The 22041-nt window shown below is 67.2% G+C and carries 20 protein-coding genes; 12 read left to right on the forward strand and 8 right to left on the reverse strand.

Features of this window, described 5'->3' with window-relative positions; all coding sequences use genetic code 11:
• Positions 1-6: 6 nt before the first annotated feature.
• Positions 7-987, forward strand: coding sequence for an ABC transporter ATP-binding protein (locus WBB14_RS22555; protein ID WP_424241812.1), 981 nt, complete (start codon positions 7-9; stop codon positions 985-987).
• Positions 984-1979, forward strand: a complete 996-nt coding sequence (locus tag WBB14_RS22560; RefSeq protein WP_424241813.1) for an ABC transporter ATP-binding protein — start codon at positions 984-986, stop codon at positions 1977-1979. Before WBB14_RS22555 ends, WBB14_RS22560 begins: the two co-directional genes overlap by 4 nt.
• 60 nt (positions 1980-2039) lie before the next feature.
• Here the strand turns inward: WBB14_RS22560 and WBB14_RS22565 are convergent, their stop codons facing one another.
• Entirely contained in the window at positions 2040-2582 is a 543-nt protein-coding gene (locus WBB14_RS22565) for a hypothetical protein (protein WP_424241814.1), read from the reverse strand.
• 137 nt (positions 2583-2719) lie between these two features.
• Positions 2720-3517, reverse strand: coding sequence for an AraC family transcriptional regulator (locus tag WBB14_RS22570; protein ID WP_424241815.1), 798 nt, complete (start codon positions 3515-3517; stop codon positions 2720-2722).
• Positions 3518-3617: 100 nt separating this feature from the next.
• On the opposite strand from WBB14_RS22570, the gene WBB14_RS22575 reads away from it, so the two are divergent.
• The 4 genes from WBB14_RS22575 (at position 3618) to WBB14_RS22590 (ending at position 7389) form a co-directional block, all read left to right on the forward strand.
• On the forward strand, positions 3618-4538 hold the full coding sequence (locus WBB14_RS22575) for a DMT family transporter (RefSeq protein ID WP_424241816.1): 921 nt from the start codon (positions 3618-3620) through the stop codon (positions 4536-4538).
• Positions 4539-4644: 106 nt separating this feature from the next.
• A complete protein-coding gene (gene ettA / locus WBB14_RS22580) occupies positions 4645-6318 on the forward strand; it encodes an energy-dependent translational throttle protein EttA (RefSeq protein WP_424241817.1) in 1674 nt (557 codons plus the stop codon).
• A 121-nt stretch (positions 6319-6439) separates the two neighbouring features.
• Entirely contained in the window at positions 6440-6973 is a 534-nt protein-coding gene (locus WBB14_RS22585) for an isochorismatase family protein (RefSeq protein ID WP_424241818.1), read from the forward strand.
• Positions 6974-7164: 191 nt separating this feature from the next.
• Positions 7165-7389 (forward strand): glycine zipper 2TM domain-containing protein, encoded by a 225-nt coding sequence (locus WBB14_RS22590; protein ID WP_332014222.1) that lies wholly within the window; start codon positions 7165-7167, stop codon positions 7387-7389.
• Between the two features lie 88 nt (positions 7390-7477).
• Here WBB14_RS22590 and minE read toward each other — a convergent pair whose 3' ends face one another.
• The 4 genes from minE to WBB14_RS22610 form a co-directional block, all read right to left on the reverse strand.
• Positions 7478-7735, reverse strand: a complete 258-nt coding sequence (gene minE, locus WBB14_RS22595; protein ID WP_006217654.1) for a cell division topological specificity factor MinE — start codon at positions 7733-7735, stop codon at positions 7478-7480.
• Between the two features lie 3 nt (positions 7736-7738).
• Positions 7739-8554, reverse strand: a complete 816-nt coding sequence (gene minD, locus WBB14_RS22600) for a septum site-determining protein MinD (RefSeq protein ID WP_207470361.1) — start codon at positions 8552-8554, stop codon at positions 7739-7741.
• A 140-nt stretch (positions 8555-8694) separates the two neighbouring features.
• Entirely contained in the window at positions 8695-9573 is an 879-nt protein-coding gene (gene minC, locus WBB14_RS22605) for a septum site-determining protein MinC (RefSeq protein WP_424241819.1), read from the reverse strand.
• 162 nt (positions 9574-9735) lie between these two features.
• Positions 9736-11502: a glutamine--tRNA ligase/YqeY domain fusion protein gene (locus WBB14_RS22610; RefSeq protein ID WP_424241820.1), complete on the reverse strand. Its 1767-nt coding sequence runs from the start codon at positions 11500-11502 to the stop codon at positions 9736-9738.
• 136 nt (positions 11503-11638) lie between these two features.
• Between WBB14_RS22610 and WBB14_RS22615 the strand changes: the two genes are divergently transcribed.
• Both WBB14_RS22615 and WBB14_RS22620 read left to right on the forward strand, forming a co-directional pair.
• Positions 11639-12982, forward strand: coding sequence for a cytochrome ubiquinol oxidase subunit I (locus WBB14_RS22615; RefSeq protein WP_424241821.1), 1344 nt, complete (start codon positions 11639-11641; stop codon positions 12980-12982).
• Positions 12979-14031, forward strand: coding sequence for a cytochrome d ubiquinol oxidase subunit II (locus tag WBB14_RS22620; protein WP_424241822.1), 1053 nt, complete (start codon positions 12979-12981; stop codon positions 14029-14031). The genes WBB14_RS22615 and WBB14_RS22620 overlap by 4 nt, the downstream gene beginning before the upstream one ends.
• Positions 14032-14061: 30 nt before the next feature.
• Here WBB14_RS22620 and recQ read toward each other — a convergent pair whose 3' ends face one another.
• Together recQ and WBB14_RS22630 are read right to left on the reverse strand one after the other, a co-directional pair.
• A complete protein-coding gene (gene recQ, locus WBB14_RS22625; protein WP_424241823.1) occupies positions 14062-15891 on the reverse strand; it encodes a DNA helicase RecQ in 1830 nt (609 codons plus the stop codon).
• A 93-nt stretch (positions 15892-15984) separates the two neighbouring features.
• Entirely contained in the window at positions 15985-17289 is a 1305-nt protein-coding gene (locus WBB14_RS22630) for a fimbrial protein (protein WP_424241824.1), read from the reverse strand.
• A gap of 216 nt (positions 17290-17505) precedes the next feature.
• On the opposite strand from WBB14_RS22630, the gene WBB14_RS22635 reads away from it, so the two are divergent.
• The 4 genes from WBB14_RS22635 to WBB14_RS22650 all read left to right on the forward strand — a co-directional run bounded on the left by WBB14_RS22635 (position 17506) and on the right by WBB14_RS22650 (position 22004).
• On the forward strand, positions 17506-18207 hold the full coding sequence (locus tag WBB14_RS22635; RefSeq protein ID WP_424241825.1) for a response regulator: 702 nt from the start codon (positions 17506-17508) through the stop codon (positions 18205-18207).
• The gene (locus WBB14_RS22640) at positions 18207-19757 is read left to right on the forward strand and encodes a sensor histidine kinase (RefSeq protein WP_424241826.1); all 1551 of its coding nucleotides are present in this window, start codon (positions 18207-18209) and stop codon (positions 19755-19757) included. Before WBB14_RS22635 ends, WBB14_RS22640 begins: the two co-directional genes overlap by 1 nt.
• An 87-nt stretch (positions 19758-19844) precedes the next feature.
• On the forward strand, positions 19845-20918 hold the full coding sequence (ruvB, locus tag WBB14_RS22645) for a Holliday junction branch migration DNA helicase RuvB (RefSeq protein ID WP_424241827.1): 1074 nt from the start codon (positions 19845-19847) through the stop codon (positions 20916-20918).
• A 120-nt stretch (positions 20919-21038) separates the two neighbouring features.
• Complete coding sequence (locus WBB14_RS22650) at positions 21039-22004, forward strand: threo-3-hydroxy-L-aspartate ammonia-lyase (protein WP_424241828.1); 966 nt, start codon at positions 21039-21041, stop codon at positions 22002-22004.
• Positions 22005-22041 lie beyond the last annotated feature (37 nt).

A 22041-nucleotide genomic window follows, 5' to 3' on the forward strand; every position in this document is an offset into this window, starting at 1 on the left:
GTTTACATGAGCGCATTACTAGAAGTCCGCAATCTGCGCGTGGAGTTTCCCACGCGTCGCGGCACGCTGCGCGCCCTGGATGACGTGTCCTTTTCCATCCAGGCTGGCGAAGTCCTGGGCGTAGTGGGCGAATCCGGCGCCGGCAAGTCCTTGACCGGCGCATCCATCATCGGCTTGCTGGAGCCGCCGGGGCGCATCGCCGCGGGCGAGATCCTGCTGGCGGGCCGCCGCATCGACAACCTGCCCGACGAGCAGATGCGCCGCGTGCGCGGCCGCGAAATCGGCGCGGTGTTCCAGGATCCGCTGACCTCGCTGAACCCGCTGTACACGGTGGGCCGGCAGTTGGCGGAAACCATCGTGACGCACCTGGACCTGAGCTGGGCCCAGGCGCGCAACCGCGCAGTGGAATTGCTGGCGGCTACCGGCATTCCGGCCGCGCGCGAACGCATCGACCACTATCCGCACCAGTTTTCCGGCGGCATGCGCCAGCGCGTGGTGATCGCGCTGGCCCTGGCGGCGGAACCCAAGCTGGTGGTGGCCGACGAGCCCACGACCGCGCTGGATGTGTCCATCCAGGCGCAGATCATCGAACTGCTCAAGCGCCTGTGCCGCGAAAACGGCACGGCCGTGATGCTGATCACGCACGACATGGGCGTGATCGCCGAGACTGCCGACCGGGTGGCGGTGATGTACGCGGGCCGCGTGGCCGAGATCGGACCGGTGGCGGACGTGATCCACAAGCCGCGCCATCCCTATACGACGGGGCTGATGGGATCGATCCCGTCGCTGGAGGGGCATTCCGAACGGCTGGTGCAGATCGACGGCAGCATGCCGCGCCTGAACGCCATTCCGCCGGGTTGCGCCTTCAATCCGCGCTGCGGCCAGCGTCTGCCGCGCTGTGGCGTGGAACGCCCGGAGCTGATGGCGGCGGGCACGTCCCGCGCGGCCTGTTGGCTGCACGACAACAACGACAAGGTGGCCGCATGACGACGCCCTTGGTAGAAGTAAAGGACGCCGCGCGCTGGTTCGATGTGTCGCCGCCGTGGCTGGAACGCAAGCTCGCGGGCAAGCCGCGCGTGATGCTGCGCGCCGTCGACGGGATCTCGTTCGAGATCGCGCGCGGCGAAACGTTGGCGCTGGTCGGAGAATCGGGCTGCGGCAAATCGACCGTGGCGCGCATGCTGGTGGGCCTGTACGGCCTGACCCGCGGCGACATCCGCTTTGACGGGCAGCCGTTGTCGCGCATGTCGGAGCCGGGCGGACGCGTCCTGCGCAAGCGCCTGCAGATGATTTTCCAGGATCCCTATGCCAGCCTGAACCCCCGCTGGCGCGTGGGACGCATCATCGCCGAGCCCATGCTGACCCACACCGCCATGACGGCGGACGAGCGCAGCGCGCGCGTGGGTGAACTGCTCAAGCAGGTGGGCCTGGATCCTGCCGACCAGGGACGCTATCCGCACCAGTTTTCAGGTGGCCAGCGCCAGCGCATCTCGATCGCGCGGGCGCTGGCGGTGAATCCCGAATTCCTGGTGTGCGACGAGCCGACCTCGGCGCTGGACGTGTCGGTGCAGGCGCAGGTGCTGAACCTGATGAAGGACTTGCAGCGCAACCTGGGGCTGACCTATCTGTTCATTTCCCACAACCTGGCGGTGGTGCACCACGTGGCCGACCGGGTGGGGGTGATGTACCTGGGCCGCATGGTGGAAGTGGCGCCGCGCGACGAACTGTTCGCGCGGCCGCGCCATCCGTACACGCGCATGCTGCTGGAAGCCATTCCCGACATCAACGGCGCGGGCAAGCCGCGCACCGCGGTGGCGGGTGAGGTGCCCAATCCCTTGAATCCGCCCTCGGGCTGCACCTTCCATCCGCGCTGCCCGCATGCCAACGAGCGCTGCAAGGCCGAGGCGCCAGCGGCGATGGCGGCCGGCGTGTCGGTGGTGGCCTGCCACGCCGTGCAGGAAGGGCGGATCTCGGTCTGATCCGCGGACGGCGCGGGTGCCTGGCGTCAGGCCAGCCGCAACCCGCCGTCCGGCGCCGCTTCAGTGGCGGTGGTTGCGGTCGTGAGGATGGTCGTGGTCGTGGCCATCGGCCTCGTCCCCGTCGTCCTCGTCTTCCTCTTCTTCCTCGTCTTCGTCATCCTCCGCGTCCGGGTCCGCCGGCGCGGGTTCTTCCGTCAGGGCGAACGGCAGCACGTCTTCCAGATTGTCGGACCACGCGGACTCTTCGCCGTCGTGGTCCAGCTTGATGAAGCGCTCGCCTTCGTTCAGCGAGATCTCGATGGCCCAGAGGTAGAGGCAGTCGTAGGTGTCGTCATCGGACGGGGGCAGGCCGCCGCGGTTGCCCAGCAGGCGGGCGCCGGCGCCTCCCAGCTGCACGTGGGTCTGGTCCTCGTCGGGCTTGGCGTTTTCGTCCATGGGCACGCCATAGGTCACCCATTCGGTGCCGTCATCGCCCAGCACCACTTCGGCCAGCACGGGTTTGCCCAGGTAGGCGCTCAGGGCGTCGGCGGTCTTGGCCAGCATGTCCAGTTCGGCGGTACTGAAATGGGTCAAGGAAGCGGGGGGAGTGGCGGAGGCAGACATGAAGAGGGTTCCTGGGCGCGATGAAGCCGCGACGGCACGGCAAGAAATGGGCCTGCTGACAGGCCCTGGCTACAGCGTATTGTCTCGCGATCGGCGCCGCCTTGCATCAGGCGCTTGGATGACGCGGTTTCCCGGGGTCATGGCGCGGGCGCGCCGCCCTGGCTGCGCCTGCGCGCGGTGTCGGGCGATTCGCCGGTAAGTCGCTGGAACATGGCGATGAAGGCCGAGGGCGTGCTGTAGCCCAGCTCGCGCGCCACGGACTGTACCGGCCGGCCCGCGTCCAGCATGCCCAGGGCGCTGACCACGCGCAGCCGCAGGCGCCATTCATTGAACGACATGCCCAGGCGCTGCTGGCAGTGGCGCAGCAGCGTGCGTTCGGTAATGCCGGCAGTGGCGGCCCAGTGCGCGGCGCCGCGCTTGTCACCCGGGCTGTGCTGCAGCGCCGACAGGATGGGCGCCAGCAGCGGGTCGGCGGTCGAAGGCAGGTAACTGGCGTAGGCCCGCGCCTGGCGCGCCTGGTCGATGACGATCTGCGCCATGCGCCGGTCTTCCGGCGTATCCGGATAGCTGACGCCGCGCCGTTCGAAGTCGCCCAGGATGGCGCGCATGACCGGGCTGATCTCCAGCGTGCAGGGTTCCTGGGGCAGGCCGGCGCAGGCCGCGGCGGGGATGTCGATGCAGGCGTAATGGACCTCGCCTTCGTTCTGGCAGCAATGCTCGACGTGCGGAGGTATCCAGATGGCGTACTGCGGCGGTGACAGATACGTGATGTCGCCTATGCCGATTTCCATGATGCCGGAGATGGCGAGGTTCAGTTCCGCCCAGGGCGAGCTGTGGCGCTTCATGCGGGAATTCGGCGTGAAGTGCAGGATGCGGCAAGCCAGCGGGTAGGGCAGGTGGCTGGCCAACGCGGGCGCGGAATCGGCGGCGGACATGTCGGAACTTCGTCTGGTTTTGTCTGTTTTTAATTATATACATCAGGTCGGACAGATCCTACACTTGCCCTGTCTCATCTTTACCAGTGCATTGCCCCTCATGACGCGCGTTTCCACCCCGCATATTCCTGCCCGTTACCTGCTGTACCCATTGCTGGCGGCCCTGATCTGGTCGGTCAACATGATCGTCACCAAGATGGCGGCCACCGCCATCGCGCCGGCCGCCATCGGCTTCTACCGCTGGGCCCTGGCGGGCTTGGTGCTGACGCCATTCGTGCTGCCGGGCGTCTGGGCGCAGCGCCGCCAGATCCTGGCCCACTTGCCCAAGCTTGCCGTGCTGGGCGGGTTGGGCATGGCCCTGTACCAGGGGCTGGCCTATGTGGCGGCGGCCAGCACCACGGCGACCAATATGGGCATCATCACGGCGATGATTCCGCTGATGACCATTGCGGTGGTGGCGCTGCTGCTGCGCGAATTGCCCTCGGTCATGGCCATGCTGGGCGGCCTGCTGTCGCTGGCGGGCCTGGCCCTGCTGATCGGCGAGGGCGATCCCGCGCGCCTGCTGGAAGTAGGCGCCAACCGCGGCGACCTGCTGATGGGCATAGGGGCGCTGGCCTATGCGCTGTACGGGGTGCTGCTGCGCCGCTGGGCCTTGCCCGTGGGGCCGTGGCAGTCGCTGTATATACAGGTGGCTTTCGGCGTGCTGTTCCAGCTGCCGGCCTTCCTGATGGCGCCGCCTTCGCCGCTCAATGGCGACAACCTGCCGCTGGTGCTGTATGCGGCCGTGTTCCCGTCGCTGTTCGCGCCCTTCCTGTGGATGCAGGGCGTGAAGCATCTGGGGCCCAACCGCGCGAGCATTTTCCTCAACGTCATGCCGGTGGCCACGGTGGCGATCGCGGCGGTGTTCCTGGACGAAAAGCCGCATCTGTTCCACATCGTCGGCGGGGCCATGGCGCTGGCCGGAGTGATGCTGGCGCAGACCGGCTCCGGCGCCCGGGCGGCGCGGCCCAAGGCCGCCTGACGCCCGGGACGGGGCGCGCAGGCCGGGTATTCGGCCGTGGACACACGCGGGTCAAGGTTCCGGCCTACAATCAACGGTTTATCAGCTATATCACTCACACGAGCCCATGGCCCAATACGTCTACACCATGAACCGCGTCGGCAAGATCGTGCCGCCCAAGCGGCAGATCCTGCGCGATATCTCGCTTTCGTTTTTTCCTGGCGCCAAGATCGGCGTGCTGGGCCTGAACGGCTCGGGCAAGTCGACGCTGCTGAAGATCATGGCTGGCGTCGACAAGGAAATCGAGGGCGAAGCCATCCCCATGCCGGGCCTGAACATCGGCTACCTGCCGCAGGAACCGCAGCTCAACCCTGAGCACACGGTGCGCCAGTCGGTGGAAGAGGGCCTGGGCGCCGTCGTCACCGCCAAAAAGCGCCTGGACGAGGTCTATGCCGCCTATGCCGAGCCGGACGCTGATTTCGACGCGCTGGCCGCTGAGCAGGCCGAACTCGAAGCCATCATCGCCGCCGCCGCCTCCAGCGGCGCGGACGATATCGAACACCAGATGGAAATCGCCGCCGACGCGTTGCGCCTGCCGCCCTGGGACGCCGTCATCGGCAATCTGTCGGGGGGCGAGAAGCGCCGCGTCGCGCTGTGCCGCCTGCTGCTGTCCAAGCCCGACATGCTGCTGCTGGACGAACCCACCAACCACCTGGACGCCGAAAGCGTGGAGTGGCTGGAGCAGTTCCTGCACAAGTTCCCGGGCACCGTGGTGGGCGTGACCCACGATCGCTACTTCCTGGACAACGCGGCCGAATGGATCCTGGAACTGGACCGTGGCTACGGTATTCCCTGGAAGGGCAACTACAGCTCGTGGCTGGAGCAGAAAGAAGACCGCCTGAAGCAGGAAGAGTCGTCCGAATCCGCCCGCCAGAAGACCATCAAGAAGGAACTGGAGTGGGTGCGCCAGAACCCGAAGGGCCGTCAGGCCAAGGCCAAGGCGCGCCTGGCTCGCTTCGAGGAACTGTCGTCCTACGAATACCAGAAGCGCAATGAAACCCAGGAAATCTTCATTCCGGTGGGCGAGCGCCTGGGCAACGAGGTCATCGAATTCAACAACGTCAGCAAGGCCTATGGCGACCGCCTGCTGATCGACAACCTCAGCTTCAAGGTGCCGCCTGGCGCCATCGTCGGCATCATCGGCGCCAACGGCGCCGGTAAGTCGACGCTGTTCCGCATGATCGCCGGCCGCGAGCAGCCCGATTCGGGCGAGGTCAATATCGGCCAGACCGTCAAGCTGGCCTACGTCGACCAGTCGCGCGACGCACTGGAAGACAAGAAGACCGTGTTCGACGCGGTGGCCGACGGCGCCGACCTGCTGACCGTGGGCAAGTTCGAAATGTCTTCGCGCGCCTACTTGGGCCGCTTCAACTTCAAGGGCGGTGACCAGAACAAGGTCGTGGGCCAACTGTCGGGCGGCGAACGCGGCCGCCTGCACATGGCCAAGACGCTGATCGCCGGCGGCAACGTGCTGCTGCTGGACGAACCGTCCAACGACCTCGACGTCGAAACCCTGCGCGCGCTGGAAGACGCGCTGCTGGAGTTCCCCGGCAGCGTCATGGTCATCAGCCACGATCGCTGGTTCCTGGACCGCATCGCCACGCACATCCTGGCCTTCGAAGGCGACTCGCAAGTCGTGTTCTTCGACGGCAACTACCAGGAATACGAAGCGGACAAGAAGCGCCGCCTGGGCGAAGAGGGCGCCAAGCCCAAGCGCCTGCGCTACAAGGCGCTGAAGTAATCAGCGCCTGAAAAGATCCCGGCCCCGCGCCGGGATTTTTTTTGCCGGAGGTATGCTAGGGCTGTTCAAGGCGACTTTCAGTGTGAACAGGCCTTGAGGACGACTTCCAGGAGTACCCGCAATGCTGCTGTCCGCCACCGATTCCACCCTGCTGATCGTCGACATGCAGGGCCGCCTGATGCCCGTCATCCACGATGGCGAGGCCGTGCTCCGCACCGCCTACAAGCTGGCGCAGGCCGCGCATCTGCTGGACGTGCCGGTCGTCGCCACCGAGCATCACGCCAAAATGCTGGGTGCCACCGTGGAGCCGCTGCGCGAGCAGGTCCAGGCCACCTTCCAGAAAATGCATTTCTCGTCAGCGCTGGAGCCGGGCTTCGAGGCCTGGCTGCCGGCCGCGCGCAAGACCATCCTGGTGGCTGGCTGCGAGGCGCACATCTGCGTGCTGCAGACCGTGATCGGCCTGATCGATCTGGGTTACCACGCGGTGTTGGTGTCGGACGCCGCGGGCTCGCGCAAGCCTGCCGATCATCACGCGGCGCTGCGCCGCGCGCGCGCCCATGGCGCTGAAATCGTCACGTCCGAGATGGCGATATTCGAGTGGATGCGCACTTGCGAACACCCGCGCTTCCGCGAGGTGTTACGTCTGGTCAAATAGCGCCTGGTGGCTGCAACAATGTCCCTGGGGGACGCAAAGATTAACTCGCCCTTTGACACAATTCATGGGCAAACTTCACAGCCAGGGCACGATTATTTTGCGATCCTGAAGGTTCCAGGCCCTTATGGGCGCCGCGCGCTCGCATCCAGTTTCATGCGCGGCTTCCGGGTACGAGAATAGGAACCACAAATATGAAAATCGCATCTCTTTCCAAAATCTGTGTCGCGCTGGCGATGACCGCCGCCATGGCTGGCTGCTCTTCCTGGGACGGCATGAGCCATCGCCAGAAGAGCACCGTCGGCGGCGCCGCATTGGGCGGCGTGGCAGGCGCCGTGATCACCAACGGCGGCATCCTCGGAACGGTGGGCGGAGCGGCGATCGGCGGCGTCATCGGCGATCAGGTCGGCAAGCGTTAAGGCTTGCGCTGCCCCAAGACAAAATGCCCGGCATCGCCGGGCATTTTTTTTGACCGTGGCGCGCGCCCCTGGGGGGCGCACAGCCGCATCAGGTCTCGTTCTGCGGCATTTCGATCTTCACCTCCAGGACTTCCAGCGTGTCCTGGCGTTCCAGGTGCACCTTGATGTCCTCGGGGTTGATCTTCACGTATTTCGAAATGACAGCGATAAGCTCCTGCTGCAGCTGCGGCAGGTAGTCGGGCGAATCGCCGCGGCCCCGCTCGTGGGCCAGGATGATCTGCAACCGTTCCTTGGCGACGGATGCGGAAGTTTTCTTTTGACCGAGCAGAAACGACAGGAAGGACATTGCTTACTTGCCTCCGAACAGGCGTTTCAGGAAACCGGGCTTTTCGTAATCGGTAAAGCGCAGGGCCTTGTCTTCGCCAAGGTAACGGGCCACGACATCCTTGTAGGCTTCGGAGACGTCGGTGTCTCTGAGGTGGATGGCCGGCAGGCCTTGGTTCGATGCCTGCAGCACCGCTTCCGATTCGGGGATCACGCCGATCAGCTTGATGCGCAGGATGTCCTCGATGTCGCCCAGCGACAGCATTTCGCCGTCGACCACGCGCTTGGGGCTGTAGCGCGTGAGCAGCAGGTATTCCTTGACCGGCTCGTCGCCGTCCACGGCGCGCTTGGACTTGGCGGCCAGGATGCCCAGGATGCGATCGGAGTCGCGCACCGACGAGACTTCCGGGTTGGTCACGACCAGCGCGTCGTCGGCGAAGTAGGCGGCCATCAGGGCGCCCGTTTCGATGCCGGCGGGCGAGTCGCAGACGATGTAGTCAAAGCCCATGCCCTTGAGGTCGTTGATGACCTTTTCCACGCCTTCCTGCGTCAGCGCGTCTTTGTCGCGCGTCTGCGAGGCGGGCAGGATGAACAGGTTTTCGAGCTGCTTGTCCTTGATGAGGGCCTGGTTGAGCGTGGCTTCGCCCTGGATCACATTGACGAAGTCGTACACGACGCGCCGTTCGCAGCCCATGATCAGGTCGAGGTTGCGCAAGCCGACATCGAAGTCGATGACAGCGGTCTTGTGGCCCCGCATCGCGAGTCCTGCAGAAAAACTGGCGCTGGTCGTGGTTTTGCCCACGCCGCCTTTGCCGGAAGTCACCACAACAATGCGTGTCATGACGATCAAACCCTTATGTTCGAATAAATCGCGTTATCGTAAAGCAAAAAGCCCTTGTAAGGCTTCTTACAGGATGTGTGGAAATTTGCGCGGGTGTCCGCGCATCCGGCCGGCCGCTGTAGGCGGTTGCGAGCCGGATATCAAGCCTTGAGGGCTTCGATGCGCAGCGTCTCGCCGTCCAGGCGGACCAGCGCGGGCTGGTTATGCAGCGTGCGGTCCAGCTTGTCCTCGACCACGCGGTACACGCCGGCCACGGCCAGCAGCTCAGCGTCCAGATGGGTCGTGAAGATGCGCGCCGAGGTGTCGCCGCGGGCGCCGGCCATGGCCTTGCCGCGCAACGGGCCGTAGACATGGATGTTGCCGTCGGCAATGACTTCCGCGCCCTGGCTCACCATGCCGATCACCACCAGGTCCGTGTGGCGGGCGTAGACGCGCTGGCCGGAACGCAGCGGCTTGGTGATGACCAGCGCCGACGACGAGTGCGGCGCGGCGGGCGTGGGGCTGGATGCCGAGGTGGTGTTGCTGGCCGCGCGCGCGGGCAGCGGTTCGGCCGCGGGCTTGCCGGCGGGCGCCTCCGGTTCGACGGCAGTTTCGGTGGAGACTTCAGTGGGCGCGGGCGCGGTTTCAATCGCGGCGGCAGGCACCGAGGGCACCGGGGTGGAGACGTCGTTGGGCGGCGCGGTGTCGATCACCGGCGCGGGCCGGGCCGCGGGCGTGGACAGTTCCACCGGGGTCAGGCCGGCTGCGCGCGCGGCTTCCAGGTTGGCGCCTTCGGCGACCACGCCGATGGGAGGCAGGTTATGGCCGCGCAAGGCCGCCACCAGGGCGGTCCAATCGATTTTTTCCTCGACGCGGCTGGCGTCGACGACCACGGGTTCATTTTCGAAGAAGCTGCCGGCATCGGCCATGCGCTTGGCCAGGGCGGCGTTCAGGCGTTCAGGGTCGGCGCTGTGCAGGACCACCCGGATGGCGTAAAGGGTGGCGCTTTTGAAGTCCAGGGCTAGGGATTCAGTGTTCATCTTGATTGTGGCTGGCGGTCTTGGGGCCGGGAAACGGCGCGCTCGACCGGCTGCGGGGTTCGGGGGATGATAACCCGCCCAGGGGCGGCATGCGCAGGAGGCGGACCCAAAGAAAAAGGCGCCTTTCGGCGCCTTTTCCCGGCAATGCGGACGCCAGGCGCGTCAGCCTTGGGTCCAGGAATCGCGCAGGGTCACGATGCGGTTGAGCACCGGCGCTTCGGCAGTGGATTCCTTCAGGTCGGCGGTGAAGTAGCCCAGCCGCTCGAACTGCCATGTGGCGCCGGGCGTGGCGACGGTGCCCGGCTCCAGCCAGGCCGTGACGGTCAGCTTGGAGTTCGGGTTCAGGCAGGCCAGGAAGTCCTTGTCGCCGCCGTCGGGACGCGCGTCCGCGAACAGGCGGTCGTACAGGTGGATCTGGGCAGGCACTGCGTGGGCCGCGCTGACCCAGGTGATGTTGCCCTTGACCTTGACGCTGTCGGCGCCCGGCGTGCCGCTCTTGGTTTCCGGCAGGTATTCGGCCTGGACCTCGACGACTTCGCCGGCTTCGTTCTTGGTGAAGCCGGTGCAGCGCATTACATAGCCGTACTTCAGGCGCACGGTGTTGCCCGGGAACAGGCGGAAGTACTTCTTGGGCGCTTCTTCGCGGAAGTCGTCGCGTTCGATCCAGAGCTCGCGCGACAGCGGGAATTCACGCACGCCGGCCTCGGGATCGTGCGGGTTGCGCGGCGCGGTGCAGATTTCGGTCTGGCCTTCCGGGTAGTTGGTGATGACCAGCTTGATCGGATCCAGCACGGCCACCGAGCGCGGCGCGATCGGGTCCAGGTCGTCGCGCACCGCCTGCTCCAGCAGGCTGTAGTCGATGCGGGAATCGGACTTGGAGACGGCGGTGCGGTCGCAGAACAGGCGGATCGAAGCAGGCGTGTAGCCGCGCCGGCGCAGGCCGAAGAGGGTCGGCATGCGGGGGTCGTCCCAGCCGTCCACGTGGCCTTCGCGCACCAGTTGCAGCAGCTTGCGCTTGCTGGTGACGACGTAGCTCACGTTCAGGCGCGCGAATTCGTATTGGTGCGGCAGCGGCTGCGCCAGCTTGCCGAGTTCGGCCAGGCGCGCCAGGATCCAGTCGTAGAACGGGCGCTGGTCTTCGAACTCCAGCGTGCAGACGCTGTGCGTGATGCCTTCGAGCGCGTCTTCGACCGGATGCGCCCAGCTGTACATCGGGTAGATGCACCACTGGTCGCCGGTGCGGTGGTGGTGGGCGTGGCGCACGCGGTACATGACCGGGTCGCGCAGGTTGATGTTGGGCGAAGCCATGTTGATCTTCGCGCGCAGCACCAGGCTGCCGTCCGGGTGTTTGCCGTCGCGCATTTCGCGCAGCAGCGTCAGCGACTCGGCCGCCGGGCGGTTGCGCCAGGGCGAGTCGGTGCCGGGTTCGGTCAGCGTGCCGCGGTTGGCGCGGATCTCTTCGGGGCTTTGCTCGTCCACGTAGGCGTGGCCGGCCTCGACCAGCGCCTCGGCGAACTCGTACATGTAGCCGAAGTAGTCGCTGGCGAAGTACAGGTTGTCATTGCCGTCGGCCTTCCAGTCGAAGCCCAGCCAGTGCACGGCCTCGATGATGGCGTCGACGTATTCCTGGTCTTCCTTTTCCGGATTGGTGTCGTCGAAGCGCAGGTGGCAGACGCCGCCGAAGTCGCGGGCCAGCCCGAAATTCACGCAGATGCTCTTGGCGTGGCCGAGATGCAGGTAGCCGTTGGGCTCCGGCGGAAAGCGCGTGCGGATGCGGGCCGGATCCATTTCGCCCTGCTGTTGCAAGGCCGCCGGGCCAGGCTTGCCCGCCCAACGCTTGCCTGCGAAGCGCTGGGCTTCGAGGTCGTCTTGAACGATGTTGAGCAGGAAATTTGATGCGGCAGGGGTCGGCGTCGTGGCGGAGGTCATTCTTGAAAGAATAGGAAAAAGCAGCGACAAAGAGTCAATTTTGCCACGTTCCGCAGGAGAGGCCTTTTCGCGGCTGGTGCAACCGGTTTCAAACTGTCCCCACAGTGATGTAACTGGCTCTACACTACGGGCCATCATGGACATATCCACGTTATCCCTGGCCCGCGCGCAGTTCGTGGCCAGCCTGAGCTTCCTGGCTTTCTTCCTGGCCTTCTCCCTGGCGCTCGCCTGGGTGTTGCTGTTCTTCAAGATCAGGGCACGCTGGTCCGGCCATGGCGGTTGGACCGCCGCGTATCGCTTCTGGGTGCGGATCTTCGCGCTGGCCTTCGTGCTGACACTGGCGGCCAGCGTGCCGGTGCTGATCCAGTTGGGCAGCCTGTGGGCGGGCCTGATGGACAAGATCGGCAACGTGGCCGGTCCCTTGCTGGGCTACGGCATTCTCTCGGTTTTCATCCTCAAGTCCTGTTTCCTGGGCGTCATGCTGTTCGGCCAGCGTCGCGTGTCGGATGGCGCCCATACGCTGGCCGTGCTGATGGTGGCGGTGGGCCAACTGGTGGCGGTGTTCTGGGTGCTGGCGCTGCAATCGTGGATGCAGACGCCGGACGGCGCGCTGCTGGTTGACGGCCGCTACCAGGTCTACGACTGGATGGCCGTGGTGCTGAATCCGTCCGTGGGCTGGCGCATGGCGGTGGTGATGGTGGGCGCGGCCCTGGCCGCCTCGTTCCTGATGATGGGCGTGACTGCGCTGCAGGCCTTGCGGCGCCCGTTGGGCGACGGCGAGCGCAATACGTTCAAGACCGCCCTGGTGATCGCCGTGGTGGCGGCCTTCATGCAGCTGCCGGTCGCGACCGGCGCCGGCCAGATGATCGCCAAGCTGCAGCCGGCCAAGGCCGCCGCCGCCGCAGGCTACTGGGAAAGCGGCGCGGAGCCTCAGCTGGTGCTGTTTGCCTGGCCCGACGCGCGCGCCCATGAGAACGTGGCCGACCTGACCCTGCGCAACATGGGCGGGATGTGGCTGCACCGCAACCAGGACGGCACCTACCGCGGCCTGGACAAATACTCGGGCATGCTGCCGCCGGTGGCGCTGACCTTCTGGTCGCTGCGCGTGGCGGCCGGACTGGGCCTGCTGATGCTGGCCGTGGCCTGCGTGACTTTCCTGTGGACGTTCCGGCGCGGGCTGGATCCATCCACGCTGCCGCAGTGGTGGCAGCGGGTCCTGTGCGGCATGATGTTCTCCGGCGCCATCGCCGTCGTGGCCGGATGGTGGGTATCCATCCTGGGTCTGCAGCCGTTCGCGGTGAACGGCACCATCACGCAATCCGAAGTGCTGGGCATCGTGGCCTCCAGCACCGTGCTGTATGGCTTGATCGGCTATGGCGTGCTGTACCTGCTGCTGCTCGCGGCCTTTGTCGGCATGCTGTTCCACGCCGCGCGCTACGGCGTAGTCCCTGTGCGCAAACTGGGCGGAGGCACGCCATGATCGCCATGCTGGCCGCCTCCCAGGGCCTTAACCCCGACGACCCTTCGTTCTGGATGCCGTTGGCCTTCATGGCTCTGCTGTTCGTGGTGATCGCCGCGGGCATGGTGCTGGACGGCTTCGACCTGGGCGTGGGCATCCTGCTGCAGCTGGCGCCTGAGCACGAGCGCGGCCGCATGATGAGCCTGCTCAGCCCGTGGCGCGACGCCAATGAATTCTGGCTGCTGCTGGGCATGGGCCTGTTCGCGGCGGCGTTCCCGTTCGCCTGGGGCGCGGTGCTGGGCAAGCTCTACGGGCCGCTCACCTGCATGGTGCTGGGCGTGGTGCTGCGCAGCGTTTCGTTCGAATTCCGCATCCGCGCGCGCAATGAAATGAAGCCGCGCTGGATCTTCGGCTTCTGGGCGGGTTCGCTGATCGCTGCCTTCGGCCAGGGCATGCTGCTTGGCCGCATCGCGACCGGCTACCAGTCCGATGCCGGCTACGGCTGGTTCTCCATGTTCGTGGGCCTGTGCGCGGTGGCGGCCTACGTGCTGCTGGGCGCGTCCTGGCTGGTCATGCGGGTGGACGGCGATTTGCAGCGCCGCGCCGCCAACTGGGCTCGCCACGCCATCCGCTGGACGGCGGTGGGCATGGTGGCGATCGCGGTCACGCTGGGCCTGGCCAACGCGGGCATCTTCTATAAGTGGAGCAACATCGCTCACCTTAGCCTGGCGGCGACGGTCTGGGTGCTGATGCTGGCGGGCTTCGTGGCGGCCGAAATGCTGCTGGCGCGGCTGCCCGGGAAGGCTGACCGCTTCAGCTGGCTGCCGTTCGTGCTGTGCGTGGCCCTGTTCCTGCTGATGCTCAGCGGCCTGGCCTACAGCCTGTTCCCCTACCTGATCCTGGACGACATGACGCTGTGGGACGGCGCGGGCGCGCTGGGCTCGATGCGCCTGGTGCTGGCCGGCGCGGTGGTGGGCATTCCGGTGGTGCTGGTGTTCAACATCCTGGCCTACCGCTCGGTGTTCGGCAAGGAACGCGCGCCGGTGCCGCTGTTGCCGCCGCCGGGCTGATCCGGCCGGGCAACCCGGCCGGGGCCGGCATCACAAGACCGGCCTGGCCACGCGCTGCAGGATTTCTTCGCCGTAGGCTTCCAGCTTGCGGGCGCCCACGCCGCTGATGTGGCTCAGGTCGTCCATCGATTCGGGCTGGGCCAGCGCGATTTCCCGCAGCGTGGCATCGTGGAAGATGACGTAGGCCGGCACGCCGTGGCTCTTGGCCACTTCGCCGCGCCAGGCGCGCAGGGCCTCGAATACGGGCTGCAGTTCGGCCGGCAGGTCGATGGCCGCCGCCTTGGGGCGGCCGCTGCCGGTCTTGCCCGCACGCGGTTTCTTTTCGGATTCCCGGCGCAGCATCAGTTGCCGTTCGCCCTTGAGCACGGCCCGGCTGCCTTCGGTCAGGGCCAGGGTGCCGTAGCCTTCGTGGTCCACCGTCAGCAGGCCTTGCGCCAGCAATTGGCGCAGCACGCCGCGCCAGGCGGTATCGCTCAGGTCCGCGCCCACGCCGAACACGCTCAGCGTTTCGTGGCCGTGCTGCTTGGTGCGGTCGGTGACCTTGCCGCGCAGGATGTCGATGATGTGCCCGGCGCCATAGCGTTGGCCGCGTTCCTTCCACAGGCGGTAGACGGCGGACAGCACCTTCTGCGCGGCCACCGTGCCGTCCCAGGCCTGGGGCGGTTCCAGGCAGACGTCGCAATTGCCGCAGGCCGTGATTTGCTGGCCGAAGTAGGCCAGCAGGCGCACGCGCCGGCATTCCACCGTTTCGCACAGCCCCAGCATGGCGTCCAGCTGCTGGCCCAGGCGCCTGCGGTAGGACTCGTCGCCGGGCGATTCGTCGATCATGCGGCGCTGCTGCACCACGTCTTGCAAGCCATAGGCCAGCCAGGCCGTGGCCGGCAGGCCGTCGCGGCCGGCGCGGCCGGTTTCCTGGTAATAGCCTTCCACGGACTTGGGCAGGTCGATGTGGGCCACGAAGCGCACGTCGGGCTTGTCGATGCCCATGCCGAAGGCGATGGTGGCCACCATGACCACGGCGTCCTCGCGCAGGAAGCGCGACTGGTTGGCGGCGCGCACCTGCGCGCTGAGGCCCGCGTGATAGGGCATCGCGTCGATGCCCTGGTTGCACAGGAACTCCGCGGTTTCTTCGACGCGGGCCCGCGACAGGCAGTACACCACGCCGGATTCGCCTTCGTGGTCGGTCTGGATCATGTCCAGCAATTGCTTGCGCACCTCGTTCTTTTCGATGATGCGGTAGCGGATGTTGGGGCGGTCGAAGCTGGAAACGAAGTGGCGCGCGTCGTCCAGCGACAGGCGCTGGGCGATCTCGCTGCGTGTGTCGGCGGTGGCGGTGGCGGTGAGCGCGATGCGCGGCACGTCGGGCCAGCGCTCGTGCAGCATCGATAGGCCCAGGTATTCGGGACGGAAGTCGTGCCCCCACTGGGACACGCAGTGGGCCTCGTCGATGGCGAACAGCGCGATGCGGCCGCGTTCCAGCAGTTGCAGGCAGCGGTCGGTCAGCAGGCGTTCGGGCGCCACGTACAGCAAGTCCAGCTCGCCGGCCAGGAAGGCCTGCTCGACGTCGCGGGCGACCCGCCATTCCTGCGTGGAATTCAGGAAGGCCGCGCGCACGCCCAGTTCGGTCAGGGCATCGACCTGATCCTGCATCAGCGCGATCAGCGGCGACACGACGATGCCGGTGCCTTCGCGGACCAGCGAGGGGATCTGGTAACAGAGCGACTTGCCGCCGCCGGTAGGCATGAGGACCAGCGCGTCGCCGCCGTCGATCACCTGTTCGACAATGGCTTGCTGGTCGCCGCGGAAGGATTCGTAACCGAAAACGCGCTGCAACACGCCGAGGGCGCGCGCGTCAGACATGGGGGTAGGCCGGAAGCATCATGGCAGGGATTTTAAGCCGCAATTCCGCGCGGGCCTTTCCAGAGGGAGATTTCCGTCCCTGCGGTGGCCTGCCTACCAACTGAGCCAGGTGCCGCGCATGAAGGTGTCCACCGGCATGCTCAGGTTGGCGCGCCATTCGTAGTTGCCCGACAGGATGTCGCGGTCGGCGCCCACCGCCAGCTTGACCTTGGGCGCCACGAACATGCTGTGGGACAAGCCCACGCGCTGTTCGGCCAGCTCGGAGCCTTCCCGCAGCCCCGAATAGGTGCCGCTGAGCACGCCCCAGCCCGTGATGGGCACGCCCGCCGATAGCGTGTTGCGGGTGTGCGCGGTCGAGACGACGCCGCCCGAGTAGCTGGACAGGTCGCCGAAGCCGGCGCCGACCTGCTCGTTGGTGTAACCCAGGTTCAGGCTGTCGCCCACGTCCACGCTGTAGTTGAAGCGGTAGCGCCAGGCGCTGGCGGTGTCGAACGAGCTTTGCGTGGCCCCGGCGCGGAATGTGCCGTACTCGCCGGCGGCGTAGGTGGTGCCCATGCCGCGCGTCGTGAGCGAGGGCGCGCTCTGCATCTGGCCCTCCACGGTCAGCGCCGGCGTGAGCCCGTAGCGCACGCTGCCGCTGCCTACCGTGTCGCCGTAGTCCACCGCGCCCGAATTGGCCGCGGGGTCCATGCGGTTGAGCCGGCCCAGCGATGACGAATAACCGAAGCTGCCTTCCGGCGCGGTGGCGCCGGACCCGGCCCAGTTCGATATCTGCAACCCGCCCACCGGCGCGCTGCTGCCCCAGGCGGGCGCCCTGGCGTCGATGTTGCCGACGGCGACGGACGGACCCGAGGTGTTGCGGTAGACCCAGTTGCGGTTGCCGCCGTAGCGCAGGCCGTCCTGGCTGCTGGCGGAGGCGAACCACGGGCGGGAAGCGCGCGACACGCCGGAAATCATGACCACGGGCACGCGCGGCAGATCTCCGTCCTGGAGGACGAAGGAGTAGTCCGGCGTGGCTTCCTCGGGCGTGGCGAGCACGCCGCAATCCAGGGGGACAGGGGCGGGCTGGGCGTCGCCGGACAGGGCCAGTCCGGTGCCGGGGATCAGATCCGTGTCGCCCGCGCCGTGCACGCTGGTGTCCAGCGCTGGTTCCATGGTTTGCATGTCGCACGGGGACGGATCCAGCGGCACCGCGCGTGATTCCATCGACGCAGCGGGGCGCACGGGAATGGGCTGAACCGGAGACAGCGCGCCGATGCCGCGCGCCGTGGGCGCGGGAGGCATATAAGGGGACGCAGCCAGCGGATCACCCAGGGCCGGGGCGAGCGGGCAGGCCAGGGCCGCCGCCAACGCGGCGCGCACCAGCCGGTTTCGCCAGTTGAATGCAGGGGCGATCATAGACACAGTGTAAAAAGGGGGCGCCACCTTGCCTGTAAACGTTTTTTAGCAAAGCGGACAGAAGGCAGGCTGGATTCCATTTTAGGGCCAGTCCGAACCGGCGCGGGGCCGTGGCGGGAAAGCGCTCGAAAACATGCCCAACATCGTGCAACAGGTATATTTCAGTTGATTTCCCGCCTCTTGCGGCGGGGCCCGCCGGGCCGCACTATGGCATCCATGGACAATCCCCACACCAAGCTGCTGGTCGTCGACGACGATCCTGCCTTACGGCAATTGCTGGCCGATTACCTGAACCGGCACGGCTACGACACCTTGCTGGCGCCAGACGCCACCGACCTGTCGTCCCGCATCACCCGCTACGCGCCCGACCTGCTGGTGCTGGACCGCATGCTGCCGGGCGGCGATGGCGCGGACGCCTGCCGCCGCCTGCGCGAACAAGGCGAGGACATCCCCGTCATCCTGCTGACCGCCCGCGACGAGGCGGTGGACCGCATCATCGGCCTGGAGGCCGGCGCCGACGATTACGTCGGCAAGCCCTTCGACCCGCGCGAACTGCTGGCCCGCATCGAGGCCGTGCTGCGCCGCAAGCGCGGCCCGTCGGCGCTGACCAAGGATGCGCCGGTCGCGTTCGGCCCCTTCGTGTTCGATCCCTCCACCCGCCAGTTGTCGCGCGAGGGTACGGTGGTCAAGCTGACCGGCGGTGAAATCAATCTGCTGGAAGCGCTGGTGCGCAACGCGGGCAAGCCGCTGTCGCGCGAACGCCTGCTGGCGCTGGCGCGCGACGACGACGCGGGCGAACGCAATGACCGCGCCATCGACATCGCCATCCTGCGGCTGCGCCGGGTCATAGAAGAAGATCCCAAGCAACCGCGCTGGATCCAGACCGTCTGGGGCATCGGCTACCGGTTCTCGCCCTGATGCGCTTTTCCCCTGGTTTCCTGGTGCCGCGATCGCTGCGGGCAAGGCTGATCCTGCTGATCCTGGGTTCGGTCCTGCTGACGCAGGCGGCCACGCTGGTGACGGTGTCGTACTTCCGGCACAAGTTCATGGAAGACGTGGCCATCGGCTACATCGTCACCACCATCCGTACGCTGCGCGCCGCCGTGTCGCAGGTGCCGGCGGAGGAGCGCGCCGACTTCGTGCGCACGGCCTCGCAGAACCAATGGCGGCTGTGGTCGCGGGTGCTGCCCGCCGAAGCCAAGCTGCAACGCTTCAATGGCCGCCGTCCTCCGCCCAAGCCCGCGCCGCGGCCGCCTCCAGCGCCGCCTGCGGCCGCGGATACGCAGATACACGGCCCCCCGGCGCCGCCGCCGCCCGAAGTGCGCGACGAGGAACGGACAGAGGCCCGCGAAGGCGAGCGCGCGCGCGATCGCGAGGAGCACAACCGCCGCTACCAGCCCGAGCCGGACGACATCCGCCGCGACCTGCGGGTGCTGGTGCAACAACTCAATGAACGCCTGAACGACGGCACGCGCGTGGCGCTGTCGCGCGGACCCACGCCCGAAATCTTCATTTCGCTGGCGCCCAATCCCGCCAGCGAGGACGCGCCGCGCCTGCGCGAATGGCTGGTCATTCCGCTGGACCGCCTGGACCCGCCGGTCGCCACGCCGTTCATCGCCGCCTGGCTGGGCGGCCTGGGACTGCTGCTGTTGCTGGCGGTGGGTTTCTCCTGGCATATCACGCGTCCGATCACCCGGCTGGCCGACGCGGCCGACCGCCTGGCTGCGGGGCAGCCGCAGCGGGTCGAGCCCTCGGGGCCGCATGAAACGCGGGTGCTGGGCGTACGCTTCAACGCCATGCTGGATGCGCTGTCGGAATCCGATTCGGTGCGCCGCACCCTGCTGTCGGGCCTGCCGCATGACTTGAAGGGACCTTTGTCGCGGATGTGGCTGCGGATCGAGCTGGCCGACGACTCCAAGCTGAAGGAGGGGCTGCGCGCGGACCTGCAGGACATGCAGCACATGGTCGACCAGTTCATCGGCTTCGTGCGCGGCACTGATCCTGCCGCCTATCGCTACGCCTCCATGATCCTGTCCGACTGGCTGACCGAGCGCGTGGGCGCCTGGCAGGGCGCCGGCACCGACATCAGCCTGCGGGCCGGCGACGATGTTGCTGCCCTGGTGGTGCAGGCGGACGCCGTGGCGCTGGGCCGCCTGCTGGACAACCTGATCGGCAATGCGCTGAACCATGGCGCGCCGCCGGTCGAGGTCAGCCTGCGGCACGAGGGACGCCACGCGGTGCTGGACGTGGCCGACCATGGATCGGGCATCGTGCCGGAGCGGCGCCAGGAAGCCTTGCGTCCGTTCAGCCGGCTGGACGATGCACGCACGCGCACGGGCAGCGTGGGGCTGGGCCTGGCGCTGGCCGAGGCCATCGCGCGCGCCCACGGCGGGTCGCTGGAGCTGTTGCAAGCGGAATCCGGCGGACTGTGCGTGCGGGTCAGGCTGCCGCTGTCGGAAACGCCTTAGGACTGTCCAGGCAAGGGCGGCCGCCCCCCGGGGCGGGCCGCCCTACGGTACGATGCATCCTGCTCAGTACTTTGTTGTTTCCGCACCATGGCCATCCAGTCCGATTCACTTTCCTCCCGTCCCGACGCCCCCCGTATCGTGGCGCCGCAGCCGGTATCGCCCAACGAGGAGTCGATCGAACGCGCCTTGCGGCCCAAGGCGCTGGGCGAGTACGTCGGCCAGCAGCGGGCCCGCGAGCAACTGGAGATCTTCATCGCCGCGGCCAGGAAGCGCGGCGAAGCCCTGGACCACGTGCTGCTGTTCGGCCCGCCTGGCCTGGGCAAGACCACGCTGGCCCACATCATCGCGCATGAAATGGGCGTGCAACTGCGCCAGACGTCCGGTCCGGTGCTGGAACGGCCGGGCGACCTGGCGGCGCTGCTGACCAACCTGGAAAAGAACGACGTCCTGTTCATCGACGAAATCCACCGCCTGTCGCCCGTGGTCGAGGAAATCCTCTATCCGGCGCTGGAGGATTTCCAGATCGACATCCTGATCGGCGAAGGGCCCGCGGCGCGCAGCGTGAAGCTGGACCTGCAGCCGTTCACCCTGGTCGGCGCCACCACTCGCGCCGGCATGCTGACCAATCCCTTGCGCGACCGCTTCGGCATCGTGTCGCGCCTGGAGTTCTATAACGCCGCCGATCTCGGCCACATCGTCACGCGCAGCGCCGGCCTCTTGAACGCCGACATCACGCCGGAAGGCGCGGCCGAGGTGGCGCGCCGCGCCCGCGGCACGCCGCGTATCGCCAACCGGCTGCTGCGCCGAGTGCGCGACTACGCCGAAGTCAAGGCTGGCGGCACCATCGACGCCGAGGTCGCCGGCCGCGCGCTAGCCATGCTGGAGGTGGATCCGCAGGGCCTGGACCTGATGGACCGCAAGCTGCTCGAGGCCATCATCCACAAGTTCGACGGCGGTCCCGTCGGCGTGGACAGCCTGGCCGCCGCCATCGGCGAAGAGCGCGACACGATCGAGGACGTGATCGAACCCTATCTGATCCAGCATGGCTATCTGCAGCGCACACCGCGCGGTCGCACCGCCACGCTGACCACCTGGCGCCACCTGGGCCTGACCCCGCCGGCCGGCAACGCGGCCGGTTCCGGCGACCTCTTCGGCAAGTAGGCGGCGGGTCAATCGGACGGGAGCCGCGCAGCGAACGGCGTCCAATTGGCGCCGCGACTGCGCCGCGGGTTTATCATCCGAAGGTTTTGATTTCCCTTCGCGATCAAAGGACCCAATCCCATGCAGCCCGAATTGCCCACCTATGACGACGTCGTGCGCGCCAGCGAGCGCCTGGCCGGCAACGCACACCGGACGCCCGTACTGACCTCGGCCACGGCCGACGCGATCAGCGGCGCGTCGGTCTTCTTCAAGTGCGAGAACTTCCAGCGCATGGGCGCCTTCAAGTTCCGCGGCGGCTACAACGCCATCGCGCGCCTGACGCCTGAGCAGCGCGCCGCAGGCGTGGTGACGTTCTCGTCGGGCAACCATGCGCAGGCCATCGCCCTGGCCTCCAGGCTGCAGGGCGTGCAGGCCACCATCATCATGCCGCTGGATGCGCCCGCCGCCAAGCGCGCCGCCACCGAGGGCTATGGCGGCAAGATCGTCACCTATGACCGCTACACCGAGGACCGCGAGGCGATCGCCCGCCGCATCCAGGCGGAAACCGGCGCCACCCTGATCCCGCCCTACGATCACGAAGACGTGATTGCCGGCCAGGGCACCGCCGCCAAGGAACTGTTCGAGGAAGTGGGCGAGCTGGATTACCTGTTCGTCTGCCTGGGCGGCGGCGGCCTGCTGTCGGGGTCGGCGCTGTCCGCCTACGCGCTGAGCCCGCGCTGCCTGGTCTACGGAGTCGAGCCCGAGGCCGGCAACGACGGCCAGCAGTCCTTGCGCAAAGGTGAAATCGTCCGAATTCCGGCGCCCAAGACCCTGGCAGACGGCGCCGCCACCACGCACCTGGGCAATCTGACCTTTCCGCTCATCCAGAAGCATGTGCGCGACATCGTCACGGTGACCGACGAACAGCTGGTCACCGCCATGCGCTTCTTCGCCGAACGAATGAAGATGGTGGTCGAACCCACCGGCTGCCTGGGCGCGGCCGCCGTCATGCAGAACGTGGTGCCGGTGCGCGGCGCGCGGGTCGGCGTCATCATCAGCGGCGGCAACGTCGATCTTCCGGCCTACGCCAAGCTGCTGGCGGCCTGATAGCGGCGGGCGGCCCTGTTTCGGGGCCGCCGATGCG

The organism is Achromobacter sp., assembly GCF_049647645.1.
Lineage (GTDB): Bacteria > Pseudomonadota > Gammaproteobacteria > Burkholderiales > Burkholderiaceae_B > Achromobacter.

Coding starts and splice junctions, on each gene's coding strand:
- WBB14_RS22570 (WP_424241815.1), bottom strand. CDS start 3,517: ATGTCCGCCGCCGATTCCGCGCCCGCGTTGGCCAGCCACCTGCCCTAC.
- WBB14_RS22610 (WP_424241820.1), bottom strand. CDS start 11,502: ATGACCTCCGCCACGACGCCGACCCCTGCCGCATCAAATTTCCTGCTC.
- WBB14_RS22565 (WP_424241814.1), bottom strand. CDS start 2,582: ATGTCTGCCTCCGCCACTCCCCCCGCTTCCTTGACCCATTTCAGTACC.
- WBB14_RS22630 (WP_424241824.1), bottom strand. CDS start 17,289: ATGATCGCCCCTGCATTCAACTGGCGAAACCGGCTGGTGCGCGCCGCG.
- recQ (WP_424241823.1), bottom strand. CDS start 15,891: ATGTCTGACGCGCGCGCCCTCGGCGTGTTGCAGCGCGTTTTCGGTTAC.
- minE (WP_006217654.1), bottom strand. CDS start 7,735: ATGTCCTTCCTGTCGTTTCTGCTCGGTCAAAAGAAAACTTCCGCATCC.
- minC (WP_424241819.1), bottom strand. CDS start 9,573: ATGAACACTGAATCCCTAGCCCTGGACTTCAAAAGCGCCACCCTTTAC.
- WBB14_RS22585 (WP_424241818.1), top strand. CDS start 6,440: ATGCTGCTGTCCGCCACCGATTCCACCCTGCTGATCGTCGACATGCAG.
- WBB14_RS22555 (WP_424241812.1), top strand. CDS start 7: ATGAGCGCATTACTAGAAGTCCGCAATCTGCGCGTGGAGTTTCCCACG.
- ettA (WP_424241817.1), top strand. CDS start 4,645: ATGGCCCAATACGTCTACACCATGAACCGCGTCGGCAAGATCGTGCCG.
- WBB14_RS22640 (WP_424241826.1), top strand. CDS start 18,207: ATGCGCTTTTCCCCTGGTTTCCTGGTGCCGCGATCGCTGCGGGCAAGG.
- WBB14_RS22635 (WP_424241825.1), top strand. CDS start 17,506: ATGGACAATCCCCACACCAAGCTGCTGGTCGTCGACGACGATCCTGCC.
- WBB14_RS22620 (WP_424241822.1), top strand. CDS start 12,979: ATGATCGCCATGCTGGCCGCCTCCCAGGGCCTTAACCCCGACGACCCT.
- WBB14_RS22560 (WP_424241813.1), top strand. CDS start 984: ATGACGACGCCCTTGGTAGAAGTAAAGGACGCCGCGCGCTGGTTCGAT.
- WBB14_RS22575 (WP_424241816.1), top strand. CDS start 3,618: ATGACGCGCGTTTCCACCCCGCATATTCCTGCCCGTTACCTGCTGTAC.
- WBB14_RS22650 (WP_424241828.1), top strand. CDS start 21,039: ATGCAGCCCGAATTGCCCACCTATGACGACGTCGTGCGCGCCAGCGAG.
- ruvB (WP_424241827.1), top strand. CDS start 19,845: ATGGCCATCCAGTCCGATTCACTTTCCTCCCGTCCCGACGCCCCCCGT.
- WBB14_RS22615 (WP_424241821.1), top strand. CDS start 11,639: ATGGACATATCCACGTTATCCCTGGCCCGCGCGCAGTTCGTGGCCAGC.
- WBB14_RS22590 (WP_332014222.1), top strand. CDS start 7,165: ATGAAAATCGCATCTCTTTCCAAAATCTGTGTCGCGCTGGCGATGACC.
- minD (WP_207470361.1), bottom strand. CDS start 8,554: ATGACACGCATTGTTGTGGTGACTTCCGGCAAAGGCGGCGTGGGCAAA.